This is a genomic window from Caballeronia sp. DA-9, from assembly GCF_051615025.1.
Taxonomy (GTDB): domain Bacteria; phylum Pseudomonadota; class Gammaproteobacteria; order Burkholderiales; family Burkholderiaceae; genus Caballeronia; species Caballeronia sordidicola.
This window is the reverse complement of record NZ_CP195132.1, coordinates 1,804,291-1,824,194: the sequence shown is the minus strand read 5'-3', so window position 1 is coordinate 1,824,194 and position 19,904 is coordinate 1,804,291. Positions and strand designations below refer to the sequence as shown.

Annotated in this window: 15 protein-coding genes; 9 read left to right on the top strand and 6 right to left on the bottom strand. The window is 60.3% G+C overall.

The window, feature by feature from the left end; translation table 11 throughout:
* Positions 1–62: 62 nt before the first annotated feature.
* From katE to ACRWA7_RS14580, 4 genes are all read right to left on the bottom strand, one after another.
* Positions 63–2,213, bottom strand: coding sequence for a catalase HPII (gene katE, locus ACRWA7_RS14595; RefSeq protein ID WP_438391599.1), 2,151 nt, complete (start codon positions 2,211–2,213; stop codon positions 63–65).
* A gap of 98 nt (positions 2,214–2,311) precedes the next feature.
* Positions 2,312–3,940: a S10 family peptidase gene (locus tag ACRWA7_RS14590; protein ID WP_438391598.1), complete on the bottom strand. Its 1,629-nt coding sequence runs from the start codon at positions 3,938–3,940 to the stop codon at positions 2,312–2,314.
* Between the two features lie 84 nt (positions 3,941–4,024).
* Positions 4,025–5,596 (bottom strand): S53 family peptidase, encoded by a 1,572-nt coding sequence (locus tag ACRWA7_RS14585; RefSeq protein WP_060818151.1) that lies wholly within the window; start codon positions 5,594–5,596, stop codon positions 4,025–4,027.
* Between the two features lie 170 nt (positions 5,597–5,766).
* Positions 5,767–6,150, bottom strand: coding sequence for a GFA family protein (locus tag ACRWA7_RS14580; RefSeq protein ID WP_438392804.1), 384 nt, complete (start codon positions 6,148–6,150; stop codon positions 5,767–5,769).
* A 263-nt stretch (positions 6,151–6,413) separates the two neighbouring features.
* On the opposite strand from ACRWA7_RS14580, the gene ACRWA7_RS14575 reads away from it, so the two are divergent.
* From ACRWA7_RS14575 to ACRWA7_RS14550, 6 genes are all read left to right on the top strand, one after another.
* Positions 6,414–7,727 carry an inositol monophosphatase gene (locus ACRWA7_RS14575; protein ID WP_438391597.1) on the top strand — a complete coding sequence of 438 codons (1,314 nt, stop codon included), beginning with the start codon at positions 6,414–6,416 and terminating at the stop codon, positions 7,725–7,727.
* Positions 7,717–8,265: an isochorismatase family protein gene (locus ACRWA7_RS14570; protein WP_438391596.1), complete on the top strand. Its 549-nt coding sequence runs from the start codon at positions 7,717–7,719 to the stop codon at positions 8,263–8,265. Before ACRWA7_RS14575 ends, ACRWA7_RS14570 begins: the two co-directional genes overlap by 11 nt.
* Before the next feature lie 150 nt (positions 8,266–8,415).
* Positions 8,416–9,216 (top strand): transporter substrate-binding domain-containing protein, encoded by an 801-nt coding sequence (locus ACRWA7_RS14565; RefSeq protein WP_438391595.1) that lies wholly within the window; start codon positions 8,416–8,418, stop codon positions 9,214–9,216.
* 323 nt (positions 9,217–9,539) lie between these two features.
* The gene (locus ACRWA7_RS14560) at positions 9,540–10,235 is read left to right on the top strand and encodes a 2Fe-2S iron-sulfur cluster-binding protein (protein WP_060818148.1); all 696 of its coding nucleotides are present in this window, start codon (positions 9,540–9,542) and stop codon (positions 10,233–10,235) included.
* Positions 10,236–10,244: 9 nt separating this feature from the next.
* Positions 10,245–11,234, top strand: coding sequence for an FAD binding domain-containing protein (locus ACRWA7_RS14555; protein WP_438391594.1), 990 nt, complete (start codon positions 10,245–10,247; stop codon positions 11,232–11,234).
* Complete coding sequence (locus ACRWA7_RS14550; protein ID WP_438391593.1) at positions 11,231–13,459, top strand: xanthine dehydrogenase family protein molybdopterin-binding subunit; 2,229 nt, start codon at positions 11,231–11,233, stop codon at positions 13,457–13,459. Before ACRWA7_RS14555 ends, ACRWA7_RS14550 begins: the two co-directional genes overlap by 4 nt.
* Before the next feature lie 587 nt (positions 13,460–14,046).
* Here the strand turns inward: ACRWA7_RS14550 and ACRWA7_RS14545 are convergent.
* A complete protein-coding gene (locus ACRWA7_RS14545; RefSeq protein WP_438391592.1) occupies positions 14,047–15,009 on the bottom strand; it encodes a hypothetical protein in 963 nt (320 codons plus the stop codon).
* Between the two features lie 216 nt (positions 15,010–15,225).
* Between ACRWA7_RS14545 and ACRWA7_RS14540 the strand changes: the two genes are divergently transcribed.
* On the top strand, positions 15,226–15,813 hold the full coding sequence (locus ACRWA7_RS14540; protein ID WP_438391591.1) for a nucleotidyltransferase family protein: 588 nt from the start codon (positions 15,226–15,228) through the stop codon (positions 15,811–15,813).
* A 27-nt stretch (positions 15,814–15,840) separates the two neighbouring features.
* On the opposite strand, the gene ACRWA7_RS14535 is transcribed toward ACRWA7_RS14540, so the two are convergent.
* A complete protein-coding gene (locus ACRWA7_RS14535) occupies positions 15,841–16,536 on the bottom strand; it encodes a glycosyltransferase (protein ID WP_438391590.1) in 696 nt (231 codons plus the stop codon).
* Between the two features lie 318 nt (positions 16,537–16,854).
* Between ACRWA7_RS14535 and ACRWA7_RS14530 the strand changes: the two genes are divergently transcribed.
* A complete protein-coding gene (locus ACRWA7_RS14530; protein ID WP_060818141.1) occupies positions 16,855–17,364 on the top strand; it encodes a hypothetical protein in 510 nt (169 codons plus the stop codon).
* A gap of 206 nt (positions 17,365–17,570) precedes the next feature.
* The gene (locus ACRWA7_RS14525) at positions 17,571–19,862 is read left to right on the top strand and encodes an FdhF/YdeP family oxidoreductase (RefSeq protein ID WP_438391589.1); all 2,292 of its coding nucleotides are present in this window, start codon (positions 17,571–17,573) and stop codon (positions 19,860–19,862) included.
* Positions 19,863–19,904 lie beyond the last annotated feature (42 nt).

The window sequence follows — 19,904 nt, the reverse complement described above, 5'->3', positions numbered from 1 at the left end:
AAGAACCCGCGATGGATAAATCCATCGCGGGTTCTTTTATCAACTGCCGCTATAAACGCAAATCAGGCCGGCACAGTCTCCGCCTTCTCCGCACGCGACCAGACCCGGTGCCCTGACATCGCGGTGATGAACGCCTTCATGACCTTCTTCGCGTCGCTGCCAACGCTCACGCCTTCGTCGCCCGTTGGCAGATGCGCGGCGGCAAGCACATCCTCGCCATCTCCCACTGCGCCGATCGCTTTCAGGTGCTTGAATGCTTCGAGCACGTAATGACGCGCATCGCCGGATTCCGACAGCAGCTTGGCGCTCGCCGCGCCGCCGGCGACAACCACGCCATCGAACATGATAGATGGCAAGGCGAGAATGGTCGCATCGACTTCGACTCCGTCGCCCAGCGTGCCCAGTTTCGGCGCGATGACTTTCGCGTGCGCGCCTTCGGCAGCAAGCGCGTCCTTGATTGCCTTGATGCTAGCAACGTCCGCTCCCTTGGCGGCGAGGATCGCGACCTTGCGCGTCTTCACCGAAGGTTTCGCCTTGGCTACAAGACTCAACGCTGGCGATTGTTCGATGGACGATTTGCCCAGTTGCTCTGGAGTCGCATTGGCTTTTGGTGCGGGAAGGCCCAAGTTTTCAGCCACTCGCGCACAGAGTTCGCTATCGATATTCGCCAGGATTCCAAGTTGCCTTTCACGGATGAACTTGCGCTCGACCTTGCTCAGTTCGAACGAATACGCGCCGACAATATGATCCTTCTCCGGCTTCGTCATGCTCTTCCAGAACAGCGTGGCTTGCGAAAAGTGGTCCGCGAATGACTCGCTGCGCTGCCGGATCTTCACGGCGTCGACGCGTTCCGGATACGTTTCAAAACCACCGCCGCTTGCGGCCGGCGGCGTTTCCTTCGGCCAGCCGCTATCGATGGAATTCGGCTCGTACGACGCCTGGCCGCGATTCACCGTCATCCGGTGTTTCGCGTCGCGCTGATTGTTATGCATCGGCGCGAGCGACCGGTTGATCGGGATTTCGTGGAAGTTCGGGCCCCCAAGACGGCTGATTTGCGTATCGGTATATGAGAACAAACGGCCTTGCAGCAGTGGATCGTTCGAGAAATCGATACCCGGGACGATATGTCCCGGACAAAAAGCGACCTGCTCGGTCTCCGCAAAAAAGTTGTCCGGGTTGCGGTTCAGCGTGAGTTTGCCGAGCATGGCGATCGGCACGATTTCTTCCGGGATGATCTTGGTCGGATCGAGGATGTCGAAGTCGAACGAATGCTCCTGATCCTCTTCCACGATCTGCACGCCTAGTTCGAACTCCGGATAGTCGCCCATATCGATTGCTTCCCACAAATCGCGTCTGTGGAAGTCCGAATCCTTGCCAGCAAGCTTTTGCGCTTCGTCCCACAAGAGCGATGCGGAACCGATGGTCGGGCGCCAGTGAAACTTCACGAACCTGCCCTTGCCCTCTGCATTCACCAGACGAAACGTATGAATGCCGAAGCCTTCCATGGTGCGAAGGCTGCGCGGGATTGCGCGATCGGACATGGTCCACAGCACCATATGCGCTGATTCGGGTACGAGAGAGACGAAGTCCCAGAACGTGTCGTGCGCCGAACCGCCTTGCGGCATTTCGTTGTGCGGCTCCGGCTTCACGGCATGCACGAAATCAGGAAACTTGATGGCGTCCTGAATGAAGAAGACCGGCATGTTGTTGCCCACCAGATCGAAGTTGCCTTCGTCCGTGTAGAACTTGACGGCGAAACCGCGCACGTCGCGCACGGTATCGGCGGAACCGCGCGAACCCTGCACCGTCGAGAAGCGCACATAAACGGGCGTTTCCTTATTCGGATCCGACAAGAATGCGGCCTTCGTCAGGTCCGTGTGAGCCTTGTACGGCTTGAATACACCGTGCGCGGCGGAACCACGCGCATGAACGATCCGTTCGGGAATCCGTTCGTGGTCGAAGTGCGTGATCTTTTCACGCATGATGAAATCTTCGAGCAGCGACGGACCGCGTGGACCAACTTTAAGGGTGTTCTGGTTATCGGAGACCTTGACGCCCTGATTGGTCGTCAACGCCTGGTTGGTCGCGTCGGAGCGAAATTGCTCCAGGCTATCCAGCTTGGGATTGGTGTTGTTCTGCGACGGTGTGCGCGCAACGGCGCTGGTGTCTTTCGAAGGCGCGGTTGCGCCTCCATTCTTCTTCGAAGTCGGCATTGAGGGGAACTCCAGTATGCAATTGGACTGACGCATCTGACATGCGCTCGCCATTCGTTCGCAAGCCGCGTTCCCGCCAATGCCGCTCAATGCAACCGCTAGCTTTTCTTGCGTTGCTGCAGTGCGCGAATACGGCTCATCGCCTCATGATTCGCGGTCGCCGCTTCATACATGCTCGCAAGATCCGCCTTGAGTTGCGTGCGCGAACCGCCATCGAGATAAATCATGTGACCCGAAGGATAAAATTTCGCCGAGAGATTCTCGCGCACGGTTTTATCGATGAGCGGCATTTGCTGCAAGTCCAGCACCGTTTGATAGAACGGCGTGACAAAATCATAGAAGCCATTCGCCGAAAGCACCTTCAAGTCGATGTTCAACGCCATCACCGCGGCCAAATCGCCCGCGGTATAAAGGACGATGTTGCCCTTGTCGTCCATGCCTTTTTCCGCCCCGGTCGGATCCTTGTGATGAAAGTCCCAGTTAAGAAAAGCCTGGTCGTTGAGATCCGTGAAGGACGAAGTCGACGTGAACTTCAGCTTCTCGTTCAGATACTGGTTCCACATGGCGGTGTACACGCCGGTCACGGCCGTCATGGTCGGGTCGTTGCCGCCGGAATTCGGATCGATCTTTCCCGCAATGCCCGTGGAAATAGCGGTCACGCGGCCATCGTAGGAACCGAGCGCCACGCCCTTCGACTTGAGCAGCGTGGTCAAAAAAAGCGAGTTGCCGCGGCTGTCGTATGAAGCGATATCCAGGCTCCATGCAATCAGCGTGGCTTTATCGATACCTGTGTATTCAGAGAGTTTCTCCACTGTATCGTTGTCGGTTTGCGGAAACTTGCGCAACGCCGCTATGTAATCCGTGCGCGCAAATTGCGCCACCTCTTCCGAAAATTCAAGCAGATCGGCAGGCCGCGGATGTACGCCGAGTTTCTTATGAAACCATGCGTCGGCAGCAGCGGTCGGCAGTGCGCCGACCGGATTTCCCGTCTGCGTGTAATCGAGAATGGAAGACTGCAACGTGACGCCGTTCAGGTCCACGCCGTCTTCATGCAAGCGATACGCCAACACGCAGCTACGCGCCGTTCCATACGATTCGCCATATAGGAACTTGGGCGAATTCCATCGATTATTCTTGGTCAGGAAGCGTTTGATGAATTGCTTGATTGAATCGGCATCCTGATCGACGCCCCAGAAATCGCGATTCTTGTTCGGCGCAATGGCCGCCGAATACCCGGTGCCAACCGGATTGATGAACACAAGATCGCTTTTATCCAGCAGGCTGTCCGGGTTGTCCTCCATCTGATACGGCGCGGGCGGCGTGAAGTCGGGCGTCGACGTCTTGATGCGCATCGGCGCGTAGGAACCGAGCAGCACGAAAACTGCCGACGAACCCGGCCCGCCGTTATAGAAAAACGTCAGCGGCCGCGCTTCCTCGGTCTGGTTGTCCTGCGTGAACGCAACATAAAAAAGCTTGGCGTTGGGCTTCGAACTGCTTGGGTCGACAATCACCAGATGCCCCGCCGTTGCCGTGTAGTCGATCTTCTTCCCGCCGATCACCGCCGAATGATGCGTGATCGCAGCGCTTTCGTCGGTCAGGGTTGCATCGATGGCGTCATCAGGACCGTTGCCATAGGGCGTCGGATCGAAATACGGCTGATCCTTCTTGCTCGAAGACGTGCTTGCAGCCTTTGCAGTGTTTGCCGCCGGTGAGCCGGGGTTCGTCATGATTGCTCCTTTGCCGTTGTTGTTGGAGTTCTTGCGCGAATCTTCCTTGGTCTTTCATGTCTTCCATGCCTTCCGGCGCAGCGCTTATTTAAGCGCCGCCGCGACTTTTGCGCCATCGGGACTGCCGAGACCCGTGCACGCGTCCCATCCCGCCGATGCCTCGAAACTGCCGTTGTTGCCCTGGGTAATATCGTGCCCCGCCGTTTTCGCGCGATACAGCTTCGGATTGATGAATCCAGCGGCCTTGCCCGCCGTTGCATTGATCCGCGCAATCAGCGCCGCCCATAGCGGCGCGACCGCGCTCGTGCCGCCCACGACCGTCTCCGTGCCGCCGATCAGCACGTCGTAGCCGCTTAGCGGCGACGCGTCCCCGGCCACATCCGGCACGCCGCGTTTTTTGAGCGCTGCCTTCGCACCTTCGGCGCGCGTCGTGTTCAGGCCGTTCTGCCAGACAGGCAACGCGAAAACCGCGCTGACGCCGCCACCGCCCGCGCCGCCCTGATCGCCGTCGTTCCATACCACTTCGCTCGTAATGCCTTTCGCCGATGCGCTCAGGTTCGTCCCGCCGCAAGCAAGCACGTACGGGCTCGATGCCGGGAAATCGACGTGATCGTGGCCGTCGCCCACGCCGTCGCTGGAACCACTGTCGCCGGACGCCACGCAAATCGTCACACCCATGGCCGCAGCGGATTGCAGCACGTCGTTGAACGCATTTTGCGACTGCGCCGTCCAGTTCGATTCCGGGCCGCCCCAACTAATGGAGATGACGGAGGGCTTGTTGGCGTCGTCGTGGATCGCGCGGTTCACGGCATCGACAAAACCCGCGTCGCTATTGGTCGTGAAATACACCGCGATGCGCGCGCCCGGCACGATGGCGCCGACAATTTCGATATCCAGCGTTACTTCGCCGTCCGGCCCGTTCGGATTTCCCGTGGGCGCATTGTTGGCCTGATCGACACCAACGGATATCACATCCGGCTTGCCCACGCCGAGCTTCGAGAAATACGCGCTGAGATCGCTTTGCTTATACCCGCCGCCCAATTCGATGATGCCAACGCATTGCCCACTGCCGTCGCCATCGGGAAAATTGTAGAGGCGCGCGAGATCGAGCGGGGTGTACGAAGTGCTCGCCTGACCGCGCGCAGGCTGGAATGGCGGCCGGAAACGAAAATGCGGACGCGCTTGCGGCCGGCTGTCCAGACCGAGCACGGCGGTTACGGCGTCCTTCATGTCCGATGGCACGTTCACCGGTCCCGAACGCCCGCGATATTCACCAATTGCGTGGTGTTCGAAACGTTCGAGCTTGACGTCGAACGCGGCGCTGAATTGTGCGATCGTGCCGGACAGCACCACGCTGCGCGAGCCAGCATCCGCACGGACCACATCCAGTCCCTGCGCCTTTGCAAACGCTTCTATCTTGGCCACATCCGCTTGCGATGCGCCAAAGCGCTTGCCGAATTCATCGCGGGAAACCGGCGTTACGTCGGCGGCGCCTTCGTTGATCTTTTGCATCAGCTGCTTGAATTCGCCTTCGTTTTGCCGGCGAAGCATCACCACCACTTCGATTTTTTCATCCGGATTGCACGCGCCGACGCAACGCGCGCCTTCGGGTTGCGATTTGTCGCTGCCTGGGATCGGGTGTTTTGTAACGGTCATGGTGCTCGGACTCCTTGCTGGTACGAAATTCGTGTCGCGTGGATTGGGCGTTCGAGATGACCGACAGGGCTTTCCGTCGGACAACGTTCTTCCGACATACCGCAATGAACGCAGTTCCGGAACCGGCAAACGATTGCCAACGAAAGCAAAACCGGACGCAAAAAGCGGATTCAGGGCCGGTCTTCAGGATATTCCCGGCGGCCGCCGGCGGACAACCACGGTTCACGGCGGATACACCACAACTCGTAAGTCGGTTCGAGAAAGCCAGTTTCATCGAACGCGCCAATTGGAAGGTCGATTTCGTCAGTGTTCACATACGCCATGTACGCCACCGACCCGCACACCGCGCAGAAATGCCGGCGCGCATCGGCGGAACTTTGCCAGGCTTTGGTGGCGCCCGACATGGTGACCTGTTCGGCAAGATACACGGCATACGCGCCGAACGCCGAGCCATGCACCTTGCGGCAAGTCATGCAGTGGCACAGTCCGACGCGATCCGGATCGGACGACACCACGAACCGCCAGGCGCCGCATGCGCAACCTCCTTCGTGCATGGTCTCGCGATATTCGCGGTGTTCGTCCGATCCGGCTTCCCCGTCGACCGGTTCCTGACTAGAGTGATTAGCGTGACTGGAGTGACTTGTGGAATGGTTCATCGCGGCTCCCTGTAAACTGGTATCGGTACATGATCCAGGCAACGGCAACGGTAGTACCAATATGCGACTGGTAGCAACTCTTGCGCCGAAGCGCACGCGGGCGCTGCAAAAAGCCGCGGGTTTGCTACGATGACACCCCCAAAGAGACGGAGATGGCGTTCATGAAGCACGTATCCCTGCTGGCTCTGCTCCCCACCGGCGCCTCGGCATTCGCAACGGCGACTGGTCCGAACGCAACACCAGGCGCGGCGGATCTCGCCGCCCACGTGCTCTCGCATGAACGGTACGACGCCGCCGCGAACGCGCCATCGCCTCGTACGGATTACAAAAGCGTGAGCGTCGAGGATGTGATGTCCGACGAGTACGTGTTCCCGCTGGGAGAAACAGGCAAGTCGATCATACTGTCCGGCGCTCAGATCGCCGCGGGTTTTCTCGCCGAACGCGCCGCCGACGAATGGCTCGAACTTGCGCGCGCTCAACACGTTGCAGAAGGCGGAACGGCCGATGACACCACCCGCCACGTGCCCGATCCCGCCGAAGCCGATCAGCTCATGGATCGCGCGATGGAATCCGCCGAACGTATCCTTGCGCCTTTTTCCGCCGCGCCGGTAGCGTCGCTGTTTGAAACGCATTATCGCGGCGGGCGTGAATTTCTCCGGCTTAGCTGGGAAGGCTTGCCGGAAGATCTCGTGCCGAAATCGCGCCGCCCGGCCGCTGCCGTGGCCGCTGTGCGGCATTCACCGGGAGAAGTGACGCCGAGGGATTACGACCCGTACGGGCTGGAAGGCACAAGCGACTACGACGTCGACAAGCCGCTCGCCTACCGCGAACAGATCGGCCCGTTCCTGCTGACCATGACGTACCGCCATGAATACCCGCAAGTGGACGACGAACGCCTCGGCACCGCATTCGCCGTCTTTCATGAAGCCGGGACAGATATTGTCGCGGCCGCCGTCGAGTTGAAACTCGTAAAAGTGCCGCCCATCCAGAGTAGCGCCGACCTGGTTTATGTGCTGGACACTTATTCCGGCGAAATGCTGTCGCTGGCGCTCGCCGCGACCGAGGCGCTCGGGCCGGAACGCCTGTGTTCGGTGTTCAACACGCACCGGGTGGTGTTTATCAGCACGTGGGAAGTACGCAAACCCTGGCGCGGCGAAGGTCTGGGCGTTGCGCTCCTGCGCGAGGCGCTCGAGCGCCTGCCCGCGGACCCGGACGGCCGCCCCGATGCGTTGTGCGTCGCGCCCGAGCCGTATCAGACGGAAGCGCGATACTTGGAGCAGTTGCCGCCCGCGCTGCGCCGCGAACTCGATGTCCCCGCGCAACGTCTCACGCAACATCTGTCGGAGTGGCTCGAACGCGCCAGCCTGCCGAATGTGAAGACGCATTTCTTCATTCCGATGGCAAAGCATGCCGGAATTGGATCGGCGGGAGAAAACGCGCGGCTGATCGACCGGATCATGGAAAGTGAAGCCTGACCGGATGTTGATCGTGGTCGATATGCAGGCGAAGCTGATGCCGCATATCGACAACGCCGGGCGCGTGCTCAAACGGTGCGCCGCGCTGATCTCGGCGGCGGATCTGCTCGGCATCCCTGTGCTCGTCACGGAGCAAAGTGCGAAAAGACTTGGCGCGAGCGTGGATGGGCTGACCCGCGGTTTGCCCCATGGTTCGATTCGCGAGCATTATCGCGTCATTGAGAAGCACACATTCGACGCCACGCTCTGCCCGGACTTCATTGCAGCGCTGCCGCCGAAGAACACGGTGCTGTTCGTGGCGGGTTGCGAGACGCATGTCTGCGTTCTGCTGACCGTACGCGGTTTGCTCAGGCTGGGTTACGCCGTGGAACTCATCGCCGATGCCACCGGTTCACGCGTGCCGGAGGATAAGGCAATCGCGCTGGCACGCGCGCAGCGCGACGGCGCGCTTCCCACCACAACCGAAACGGCGATTTTCGGCTGGGTGGAAAGTTGCGAGAACGCGCGGTTCAAGGAAGTGCTCGCGCTCATCAAATAGAGCAAATAGCGCGCGAGCCATGTCTAGCCGTCATGGCTGGCATGAGCAGATTTCGATTGTTACGGGATTTTGGCCTCCCTACAGTCCATTCACACGCGGTCGTTCAAGCCGCAATCTCTCCGACTTTCGACATTGCTCAAGGCCACCACCATGACCCTTTGCCTCCCACGCCTTGCCCGGCGCATTTTTGTGGCCGCGGCTTTCGCTGTGCCGCTTGCGGGCGCGGCGTCGCTCGCCCACGCGGATGCGCTCGATACCGTGCAGAAAAACGGCGTCGTCCGGGTCGGCGTGTTCATGGATTACCCGCCGTTTGGTTCTATCGGTCCGGATATGAAGCCGCAGGGGTATGACATCGAAATGGCCGATTACCTGGCGAAGGCAATGAAAGTCAAGGTCGAGCTGGTTCCGATCACGGGCGAAAACCGGATGGCGTACCTCGCCACGGGTAAAGCCGATGTATTGCTGAGCGTGGGCCAGACGCCCGAGCGCGACAAGGTGCTCGATTTTTCCCGGCCGTATGCGCCGTATTATCTGGCTGTATTCGGGCCGAAGACGCTCGCCGTGAAAAACGAGAAGGACCTGGCCGGCAAGACGATTTCCGTGGCGCGCGGCACGCTGGAAGATTTGAGCGTGACGAAGGTCGCGCCGCCGGATGCGACCATCAAGCGTTTCGATGACCCCAACGGCGCGATCTCGGCGTTTCTGTCGGGGCAGGTTCAACTGATGGTGGTGGGAAACGACGTAGGCGCGACGATCATCGCGCGGAATCCGCCGATTGCGCCCGAACAGAAGTTCCAGCTTTTCAGTTCACCCGATCATGTCGCGGTCAACAAGGGCGAGACACGCTTGCTCAAGGAAGTCGACGCGGCAGTGTTGAAGGCGAAAAACGATGGCACGCTGAACAAGCTTTCGACAAAGTGGCTGAAGGCACCGTACCCCGGCGATCTGTAAGCTGGCTTCCGGTTTTTTGATCCTCAGTTCGATTGATGATTGATGCACTGCCGCCTTTGGGCGGCGGTTTGCGTTTACCTCTGCGCGTTTTACCGCTGAATGTAGCCCTTACCTGGAATCGTTCGGCCGCGGCACGTCAAAACGCGGCATGCATGTATGGCACTGGATTTGCTCACTGCCGTTGTTCCATTCGCCTTTTGGTTCGCCACTGCGCTCGCAGCACGACCAAGCGAATGAACAGCACCGCTGTTAGCCAGACGCATAGCGACATTGAGTGCGTCGAGCCAACGCCGACCGACTCAGCGAGGAGCTTTCACATCGCCATGCCCCACACGACCGACAGCACCACCGCCTCTCACGACATAGTCAAACCCTCCCGACGCCGCTTCCTGCAATCCGCCGCCGCAGCCGCCGCGGTATCGGCAGCGCCTTTGGCTCATGCACAGCAACAGCCGGCCATGGCCGACGCATCCACGGTATCGACCAATACCGGCACTGCCGCGTCGCTCATGCCCGTGAAGCTGACCATCAACGGTCATCCTTACGAAATGCAACTCGAAGCGCGCACCACCTTGCTCGACGCCTTGCGCGAATATGCAAGCCTCACCGGAACCAAGAAAGGTTGCGACCGCGGACAATGCGGCGCCTGCACGGTGATCGCGAACGGCCGCCGCATCAATTCATGCCTGACGCTCGCCGTCATGCATGAAGGCGAGTCGATCACGACCGTTGAAGGGCTCGCCGCCGCGCAAAAGCTAAGCCCCATACAGGCCGCTTTCATCGAGCACGATGCGTTTCAGTGCGGCTTCTGTACGCCGGGCCAACTGTGTTCGGCCACGGCCCTGCTCGATGAATTCCGTGCCGGCGACGCCAGCGCCGTCACCGCCGATGTCCGCTTCCGTCCGCCACAACTCTCCGACGACGAAATCCGCGAACGCATGAGCGGCAACATCTGTCGATGTGGCGCGTATCCGAACATTGTGTCGGCGGTGAAAGCCATCTCGATCACCAAGGCCTAGGAGCGCGACATGGATGCCATTTCCTACGAACGCGCAACCGATGTCAGCGCGGCAATCAAGGCTGCACAACAACCCGGCGCGGCTTTTATCGGCGGTGGGACGAACCTGCTGGACCTCATGAAAGGCGGCGTTGCAAGGCCGCTGAAACTCGTCGATATCACGCATATCAACAGCCTCGGCAGCGTGACGCCATTACCCGATGGCGGGCTGCGAATCGGCGCGCTCGTTCGCAACAGCGACGCCGCGAACCACGCATGGATTCGCGGGCGATATCCGCTTTTATCGCAGGCGTTTCTCGCGGGTGCATCGGCGCAATTGCGCAATATGGCGACGGTCGGCGGCAACCTGATGCAACGCACGCGCTGCTATTACTTCTATGACACGGGCTTCAGCCAGTGCAACAAGCGCGCGCCAGGCAGCGGCTGCGCGGCGCTGGAAGGCAACAACCGCATCCACGCGATCCTCGGTGCGAGCGAACAATGCATCGCGACGAATCCCTCCGACATGAGCGTGGCCCTCGCCGCGCTCGATGCCGTCGTGCGCGTGAACGGTCCGCAAGGCGAGCGCGCGATTCCGTTTGCGGAGTTTCATCGGCTGCCGGGAGATCATCCCGAAATCGATACCACGCTCAAGAGTGGCGAACTGATTACGTCGGTGGATCTGCCGCCGCCCTTGTTCGCCGATCACTCGCATTACCTGAAGGTGCGCGATCGCGCGAGCTACGCGTTCGCGCTCGTCTCGGTCGCGGCGGCATTGCAGATGGACGGCGACACCGTGAAGACGGCGCGCGTCGCGCTGGGCGGGGTCGCGCACAAACCATGGCGCGCGACGGCAACTGAGCAGATGCTCGTCGGCAGCCCTCTTTCGCACGATACGTTGCAACGCGCCGCCGCGCTCGCCGTGCGCGATGCGAAGGGTTATCGCGAGAACCGCTTCAAGATCGAATTGGCTCAGCGCGCGATCGTCCGCGCCGTTTCAACCGCTGGAGGTGTGGCATGAGTGTTCTCGGACAACCGCTCGATCGCACTGACGGACTTTTGAAAGTCACGGGCCAGGCCCGCTATTCCGCCGATAACCCCGAAGCCAAGCTCGCGCATGCGGTGCTCGTGACAAGCACGATTGCGCACGGCCGCGTGGCGTCGATGGACACCGCGCGCGTGCAGTCCATGCCCGGCGTGCTGCTCGTGATGACGCACGAAACCGCAATGCGTTTGCCCAATGGCGGCAAGCCGGATGCGTCGCCGCCTGCCGTGCGCCGGCTGTCGCTGCTGCAAACCGATGAAGTGCGCTACAGCAACGAGCCGGTCGCGGTGGTCGTGGCCGACACGCTGGAACGCGCAACCGATGGCGCGCGCAAGTTGCAGGCATCGATCCGTTATGAGGCGGCCTCACCCAACGCGGACTACGAACGTGCCAAAGGCAGCGCGTACCGGCCGGAAAAGATGATGGGACGGCCTATAGACACGCAGCGTGGCGACGTTGCCGCAGGCCTCCGGCAAGGTCCAACACGACTCGACGTGGTCTACACCACGCCGAACGAGCACCACAATCCAATGGAGCCGCACGCGACGCTGGCGCGCTGGGACGGCCCCAATCTCACGCTCTACGATGCAACCCAGGGCGTCTCCGGCGCACGCAGCGCGGTGGCGAAAACGCTGGGTATCGGCGAGGATAATGTGCGCGTGATCTGCCCGTTCGTTGGCGGCGGGTTCGGCTGCAAAGGCTCGGTCTGGTCGCATGTCGTACTCGCCGCGATGGCCGCGAAGCAGACCGGACGGCCTGTGCGGCTCGTGCTGGAACGCCCGCAGATGTTCGGCATGGTGGGAAACCGTCCTTTCACCGAGCAGCATTTCCAGGTCGCCGCACGCGACGACGGCACGCTCACGGGCATGCGTCATGACGTGATATCGACTACATCCACGTTCGAGGACTGGAACGAAAGCTCGGCCATTCTCACGCGCATGCTGTACGCCGTGCCGAATCAGGCGACCACGCACAAGCTGGTGAAACTCGATGTCGGCACGCCGACCTTCATGCGTGCGCCGGGTGAAACGAGCGGCTCGTTCGCGCTCGAATCCGCGATGGACGAAATGGCATATCAGTTGAACATGGACCCGCTCGCCTTCCGTCTGAAAAACCACGCCGACATGGAGCCGCAGGAGAAAAAACCCTGGTCGGAGAAGTCATTGCGTGAGTGTTACCGGGTCGGCGCGGAAAAATTCGGCTGGTCGCGGCGCGATCCTAAACCGCGTTCCATGCGCGAAGGCAACACGCTGATCGGCTATGGCATGGCGACCGCGACGTATCCGGCGAATCGCAGCGAGGCATCGGCGATCGCGCGCATCTTGCCGGACGGCACGGCGATGGTGGCGTCCGGCACGCAGGATCTCGGCACCGGCACCTTCACCGTGATGACCCAGGTCGCCGCCGATGCACTCGGCTTTCCCATGGAAATGGTGACGTTCGCGCTCGGGGATTCATCGTTGCCGAAAGCGCCGGTGTCGGGCGGATCGCAATCTGCGGCGAGCGTGTCGCCAGCGGTGCGCGACGCGGCGTCGCAGGCTCGCGGCAAGTTGATCGCAATGGCCATCGCCGATTCGGGTTCGCCGCTCGCCGGTGCATCGCCCGACGACGTGACGGTCAACAACGGCTGGGTGATCAGCCGCGCGGACCCGTCGAAGCGCGATCCGGCGGCGGCGGTGATTGCGCGTAACGGCGGCAAGCCGATAGAAGCCACGGCCACAGCGAAGCCCGGCGACGAGAAAAAGGAGTACGCGTTCCACTCGTTCGGCGCGGTGTTCGCGGAGGTTCACGTCGATGCCGACCTTGGCACGATCCGCGTCGCGCGCGTGGTGAGCGTGTACGACGTGGGCAGCCTGCTCAACGAAAAAACCGCGCATAGCCAGTTGATGGGCGGCGTGGTGTGGGGCATCGGCTCGGCGCTCACTGAAAAAAGCGAACTCGATCCGCGTTTTGGCCGCTACACGAACGCCAATCTCGCCGAATATCACGTGCCGGTGAACGCCGATATCAACGCAATCGATATTACGGTGCTTGGGCAGACCGATCCGCATATCAATTCGCTCGGTGTGCGGGGAATCGGGGAGATTGGCATTACGGGCGTGGCGGGCGCAATTGCGAACGCGGTGTATCACGCGACCGGTGTGCGTGTGCGGGATTTGCCGATCACGCTCGACAAGGTGATGCCGAAAACGATGGCGTAGTGGATGTAGTGGTGTCGATGTCATGAAACCGCGCGACCGCTTAACGCCGCGCGGTTTTTTCCTGCATCGGAACTACTTAAAACTTCTCGTCGCCATGCTCGAATCCCGAAGCCTCGATGCCCGCTTTTGAAGCGACGCACTTTCGCTGTCCTGTAAATATCGTTGAACTTACTCGACGTGTATAACAGACTTGCAAACCACCGCCACTTCCGCACCAATCGATGGTTCCAAAACAAGAAGTGTCAATTGTCGATGCCGTATGCCACTTCTAAAGTATGCGGCTCTTGAGTCAGTCATTCCGTGCTCATATCCGTCTCGACTGCACGCCCAATTGATGTAATTTCGGATTTCGTCTGGCTGAAAATCAAACTCGGAGGAAATTAACAATCGCGATGTGACGTTCTGCAAACCCATTTCGCCAAGCCTGAAATGGGTTACGCCCTCGCACCGGACAATCGCTAGATCGCCTTCTACGAGTTGAAAATTCAGCAATAGATGATGCCTGTCTCGCATGTAATACAAACCAACTAATTCGGCGTCGTGGTAGTTCTTTTTTCTAATCATTTTTAGCTCCAGAAACTTCGGTGTTACCGCGGAAGAATAGAAAAACTTCGCCCGCCTTCCCGGCTGAATGCGCCATCCGCGCCAACCGCGCCATAGTTATGCGCATGCGGAATTCCCTGGCCGTGGTCATGATCGAAATCAAAGTCCACAACGGGCGCGCCAGTGTCCCCATACAACCGCATTTGCCCGCTTCCGGGGTTCGTGTACCACGTGCCCGGTTCCCCGTAGTTGGGCGTTTTCGCGATTTCATAACTACCGCCAAAGGCCGGCATCTCACCAAACTCGAACGGCACGGCATCGGCCAACGGTGTGGGGCTTGCGCCAGCTTTCGAGGCGCCGCCAAGGTCAAACGTGTCAACTTCAATCGACGGCAAGGACGACGCGACAGCGGACAGCGCCGATACGACCGACGACGCAAGCGCGCTTATGTCGTCACGGGCAGCGCGCGCTGCGATGGTACGCGCTTGCGCTTCGGCCATCGTTTCGATATGCCGGTACGGTTTTAGCGCGTTAGCTTCGCGCCTGATGCGGTCATCGATTGACTTGTTATATGCCTTCAGATCATCGGAGTACGCTTTCGAACGTGCCATGTAAGCGCGACCACGTTCGTCCAAATCACGTTTATACGCGGCATAGTCGAATTCGCGTTTCGGGACGAAGCCATTGTGGACGATGTATTCTGGCTTGGCGCGCACGATCACCGCCGCCTCGTTGCGCACTTCCCAACAAAACGTCTTGATAATATCGCCGGGGCGATCACCGCAAGGGTTTGAGCGGTAGGAAGGAAACGAATCTACAAGGAATGTTTGAATGCGTTTGACCAGCTCTGGCTGGCTTGCCCAATGCTCGAAATTCGCGGCTTTGAACAAGGCTTTTCCGGCTTCGAGTGCTTCTGTCTGTTCTTTGGTCCTGCCATTCGGCGCGTAGTCCCACTTTTTATAAAGCAAGAAGCGGTGGCCCTCATAGCGCATGAGTTCGGTTGTCATCTCAGTTGCTTTGTGTTTTAACGACCGTAACGCTAACCCACTTCGCCCTCAGCCTGTCTCAATAAAGGGGGCAGCGCCAATCATGGACCTGTACATCACTGAAACGTGGCTGACGAGACGGTTAAACGCCGCGCGGTTTTTTTCCTGCTTGCAGCAAGCAATACAGCTTGTCAAAATCAACGCTCTTAATTCCTCCCCTTTTTTCAGGACGCCGGCATGAGCTACGCATCGAGCGCGACGGGCATCCTGCTTGCCGCCGGCTATGGTTCCCGCTTCGACCCAAGCGGCCTTCACAACAAGCTTCTCGCCACGCTCCCCGATGGCACACCTGTGGTGTTTCAGTCGGCGCGGCGGTTGTTATCGGCGGTATCGAGCGTGCTGGCGGTCGTGCGGCCGGGATCGGAAAAGCTCGCCGAAGTGTTGAACGAAGCGGGATGCAACGTGATGTTTTCCATCGATGCCGAACGCGGCATGGGCGCAACGCTCGCCGCCGCGGTCCGCGCAACGCCGGAAGCCGAGGGGTGGCTGGTGACGCTTGGCGACATGCCGTGGATCGAGCCCGCAACGGTGGAAGCGGTCGCGCGCTCGCTGGATGCGGGGGCGTCGATCGTCGCGCCGTTTTATCGCGGGCAGCGAGGACATCCGGCGGGGTTCGCCGCGATCCACCTGGACGCGCTAAGCGCACTCGACGGCGATGCTGGAGCGCGGGCGCTGTTCATGTCGGAGGACGTGGAAAAAATCAATGTCGACGATGCGAATATTCTTCGCGATGTCGATGTGCCGGAAGATTTGAAGGCAGACTGAATCCGGCGTCAAAGCAAACGAATCGTTCTAAGCGGCCAGCACCCCTTCCTCGCCCGTCGACGCCAGAAAGTATCGCCGGCTCACATCGACCAAAGTCGCGCCGAACCCCTTGCGCGCCCTGAAGTCCGTGCGCGCGCTCGTCACCACGCGCGGCGCCGCGCTCCATGCAATCGACGCGCCATCGGCGATCAGCGCCTCGACCAGCGCCACGTCCTCGCTGTGTTCCAGCGGAGCAAAACCGCCGACCCGCACATAAGCCGCCGCCGATACCCCCATGTTCGCGCCGTGAATATGCCGATGATCGTCCGCGTCGGTATATGTGCGCGCGAAATGCTCGCGCACTGCCGATAAATGCGGCGACCAGTCGTGAATCGCGATAACGCCGCAAACCGCATCGGCGCACAAGTCGAGCTGGCGAACGAGCCAGTCATCGGCGACGACGCTATCGGCATCGGTGAAAGCCAGCCATCTCGCACCCAGTGACAACGCGCGCGCGGCCCCATCCGCCCGTGCAATGCCGACGTTGCGCGCATTCACGGCGATCACTTCCGCACCGAGCGCTTCGGCAATGGCGGCGGTCTCGTCGTTGCAATGGTCGGCGACCACGATCACGCGCACCTCTTCGCCGAGCAGTTGATGATGGCTTGCCGCGCGTTTTGCTGCCGTTACACACGCCCCGATCTGCGCCGCTTCGTTATGAGCGGGAATGATGATGCCGATCATGTTCTTCTCTCCGTTCGTATTTTTCTCGCCCGGAACGCCCGGACAGTTGCCGGATGCACCAAGCAATGGGCATTCCCAACGGAGATCGGACGGCGAAAGACGTGAAAAAACAGGGTGTTGCGCCCAAGGCGAGTGTGGCATGCAGCACGCCAGGCTGTACAAATACACAGCACTTCAATGTGCCCGGCACGGAAACATTTTGAGACCTGACTGAAACAACACGTAACCTGCGTCAACTTTCCTGAAAGCCTGGCGTTAACCCGGTGACAGCGCCAATTCCTGGCGACGAACTTACCGATCTGTGAGGCAACCGAGTCCATGGCCGCCCTTCCGCTTTCAGCACCTCAACAACGCGACCAGCATTACGAGCAACACCACGGCCATGCGGCCCTCATTCCGCGTTCGGCCGGTCAGCTCAAGGCGGAACACGACCGTATTGTCGGCCGTGCGAAATTTTTCCTGTACGCGACAATCGTGCTGGCTTTCGCCGGATTGATCGCGGTCGTGGCAATGCCGTTCTCGCCAATTCCCGATGACTTCAGCTTTGGCGCGCAGGAAGTGGTCGCGGTAGCGGTGTTCGCGGCCTGCCTGTTCCTGCTGCACGAACGCGCGGAGTTGATGCTGCGTCTCTACAACTTCGAACCGGTTGAGCAGACAACGCAAGGTGAAATGCGCGCGCTGCTGCATCGCGTGCCGGAAGGCGCGTCTTACCAACGCGCGCTGGCCGCTGAAAACCGCACGTTCGTGACGGTCGAAGTGGAAGAGATCCGCCGTCGCGCCGATAAATTCAAACCGGCGCCCGAAGGCCAGCAATCCGAAGAAGCCTGACGCAGGCCGCCGAACCCCCGTATTGAAGTATCCGAAAGCCGCCGTCCCGTCTCTACGGGGCGGCGGCTTTCATTTTCCTGATTTCATTTCGATTTTCCCCCAATTGCTTGTCGAGCCTGCCTGAGCCTGTTTCTTGCTGAATGAAACTCCGCCAGCGAACGCATTCGAGCGGTTCGCTTATTGTCCATCCGCGGAGCGTCGAAGCCATGAGCAAGCAACCCAATATCAAGCAGTACGATCATCCGGCAGGCGGCTGGGGATCGGTGAAAGCGGTTTCATCGATACTTCTTCAGGAGCACGTCGCCGCGAACGGCACGCGCGTTCTCTTCAAGCAGAACAAACCGGATGGCTTCGCCTGCGTGAGTTGCTCCTGGGCCAAACCGGCCGACCCTCACCTCTTCGAATTCTGCGAGAACGGCGCAAAAGCGACCGCCTGGGAAATTACGACCAAGCGCGCAACACCCGACTTCTTCGCCCATCACACGCTGGCGGCGCTCGAAGCGTGGAGCGATCTCGAGCTCGAATCGCAGGGACGCCTCACTCACCCCATGCGCTACGACGCCGAGTCGGACCGCTATGTGCCAATCTCATGGCAACAAGCCTTCGATGAAATCGGTGAAAAGCTGCGCGGCTATGACCCGAAGCGCGTGGTGTTCTACGCGTCGGGACGCGCGTCGCTGGAAACCTCCTATATGTATGCGCTGATGGCGCGGCTTTATGGCTGCAACAACCTGCCGGACAGCTCCAACATGTGCCACGAGAGTACGTCGGTGGCGTTGCCGGAAACCATCGGCGTGCCGGTCGGAACGGTTACGCTCGAAGACTTCGAGCACACCGACTGCATGTTTTTCTTTGGCCACAACACCGGCACGAACGCGCCGCGCATGCTCCATCCGCTTCAGGAAGCGAGGAAACGCAACGCGCAGATCATCACGTTCAATCCGCTGCGGGAACGGGGTCTCGTGAGTTTCGCCAATCCGCAGTCGCCGAAAGAAATGCTTTCCACTGAACAAATCTGTATCAGCACGCAGTATCACCAGGTGAAGATCGGCGGCGACATTGCGGCGGTCACGGGTATCTGCAAGGCGCTGATCGAAGCCGACGATAAAGCCGTTGCCGCGAACGCGCCGCGTGTGCTCGATGCGGGGTTTATCGCTGAACATACGCATGGATTCGAAGCCTTCGCCAACGCAATGCGCGCCGCCGACTGGAAGGACATCGAACTGGAATCCGCGTTGACGCGCGCAGCACTGGAAGCGGCCGCGACCGAATACGCGCGAGCCAAAGCCGTGATGATCCTGTACGGCATGGGGATCACGCAGCATCGCGAGGGCGTGCTTGCCGTGCAAATGCTCACGAATCTGCTTTTGCTCGGCGGCAATATCGGCAAGAAGGGAGCGGGAATCTGCCCGATTCGCGGCCACTCGAACGTGCAGGGACAACGCACGGTCGGCATCACGGAAAAGCCCGCGCTCGTGCCCATGGACAAGCTCGCCGAGTTGTATAACTTCGCGCCGCCGAAGGAAACGGGCCTCACGACCGTCGATACATGCGAAGCCGTGCGCGATGGCGGTATCGATGCGTTTATTGGGCTCGGCGGCAACTTCGCGCGTGCAGTTCCGGATCAGGGCGTGCTCGATCCGGCCTGGAAGAAGGTGCCGCTGACCGTGCAGATCGCGACCAAGCTGAACCGCAGTCATGTCGTGCATGGGCGCGCGGCGTATCTGCTGCCGTGTCTCGGACGCATTGAAGTGGACCGGCAGGCGAGCGGTGAACAAACTGTCACGGTGGAGGACAGCACGGCGTGCATTCATGCATCGAAGGGAATGGTCGAGCCCGCGAGCGAGCATCTGCTTTCCGAACCTGCCATTGTCGCCGCGCTTGCGAAGGCGATTCTGCCGCCGAACCCGGCTATCGACTGGGACGCCTGGGTGGCGGACTACGGGCTGGTACGCAGTGCCATCGAGCGGACCTATCCGGATCAGTTCAAGGAGTTCAACGCGCGCATGACGCAGCCAGGCGGGTTTCATCGGCCGCTTCCCGCCGCCAGGCGCGAATGGAAGACCAAGACGGGGAAGGCAAACTTTATTGTGCCGGAAGGGTTTGGCGAGGACCCCGACATGCAGTTCGACGGCGAACGCACGTTGCGCCTGATGACCACGCGCGGCGACAGCCAGTTCAATACAACCGTTTATACGCTCGATGACCGGTTTCGCGGCGTCATGAAAACACGCGACGTACTGCTGATGAACAAGTCCGACATGACACGACTGGGGCTCGCCGAGGACGACGCCGTGGCCGCCGTGACGGTGACCGACGACGATGTGCCGCGCGAACTCGGCGGCCTGCGAGTCCATGCCTATGACATCCCGGCGGGTTGCGTGATGGGCTATTACCCCGAATGCAACCGGCTGATTCCCGTGTCGCACCATGCGAAGCGCAGCAAGGTCCCGGCGGGCAAGGCCATCCCGATCCGGCTGCGGAAGATGGCGGCTTGAATTGGAGCAGAAGCTCAAACAGGCATGAAGCGTGCTGCAAGC

What these genes read in the sequence shown, in the direction of transcription:
- ACRWA7_RS14555 (WP_438391594.1), top strand. Translation starts at nt 10,245, where the DNA reads ATGGATGCCATTTCCTACGAACGCGCAACCGATGTCAGCGCGGCAATC.
- ACRWA7_RS14525 (WP_438391589.1), top strand. Translation starts at nt 17,571, where the DNA reads ATGAGCAAGCAACCCAATATCAAGCAGTACGATCATCCGGCAGGCGGC.
- ACRWA7_RS14580 (WP_438392804.1), bottom strand. Translation starts at nt 6,150, where the DNA reads ATGCACGAAGGAGGTTGCGCATGCGGCGCCTGGCGGTTCGTGGTGTCG.
- ACRWA7_RS14530 (WP_060818141.1), top strand. Translation starts at nt 16,855, where the DNA reads ATGGCCGCCCTTCCGCTTTCAGCACCTCAACAACGCGACCAGCATTAC.
- ACRWA7_RS14560 (WP_060818148.1), top strand. Translation starts at nt 9,540, where the DNA reads ATGCCCCACACGACCGACAGCACCACCGCCTCTCACGACATAGTCAAA.
- ACRWA7_RS14575 (WP_438391597.1), top strand. Translation starts at nt 6,414, where the DNA reads ATGAAGCACGTATCCCTGCTGGCTCTGCTCCCCACCGGCGCCTCGGCA.
- ACRWA7_RS14565 (WP_438391595.1), top strand. Translation starts at nt 8,416, where the DNA reads ATGACCCTTTGCCTCCCACGCCTTGCCCGGCGCATTTTTGTGGCCGCG.
- ACRWA7_RS14590 (WP_438391598.1), bottom strand. Translation starts at nt 3,940, where the DNA reads ATGACGAACCCCGGCTCACCGGCGGCAAACACTGCAAAGGCTGCAAGC.
- ACRWA7_RS14540 (WP_438391591.1), top strand. Translation starts at nt 15,226, where the DNA reads ATGAGCTACGCATCGAGCGCGACGGGCATCCTGCTTGCCGCCGGCTAT.
- katE (WP_438391599.1), bottom strand. Translation starts at nt 2,213, where the DNA reads ATGCCGACTTCGAAGAAGAATGGAGGCGCAACCGCGCCTTCGAAAGAC.
- ACRWA7_RS14535 (WP_438391590.1), bottom strand. Translation starts at nt 16,536, where the DNA reads ATGATCGGCATCATCATTCCCGCTCATAACGAAGCGGCGCAGATCGGG.
- ACRWA7_RS14585 (WP_060818151.1), bottom strand. Translation starts at nt 5,596, where the DNA reads ATGACCGTTACAAAACACCCGATCCCAGGCAGCGACAAATCGCAACCC.
- ACRWA7_RS14550 (WP_438391593.1), top strand. Translation starts at nt 11,231, where the DNA reads ATGAGTGTTCTCGGACAACCGCTCGATCGCACTGACGGACTTTTGAAA.
- ACRWA7_RS14545 (WP_438391592.1), bottom strand. Translation starts at nt 15,009, where the DNA reads ATGACAACCGAACTCATGCGCTATGAGGGCCACCGCTTCTTGCTTTAT.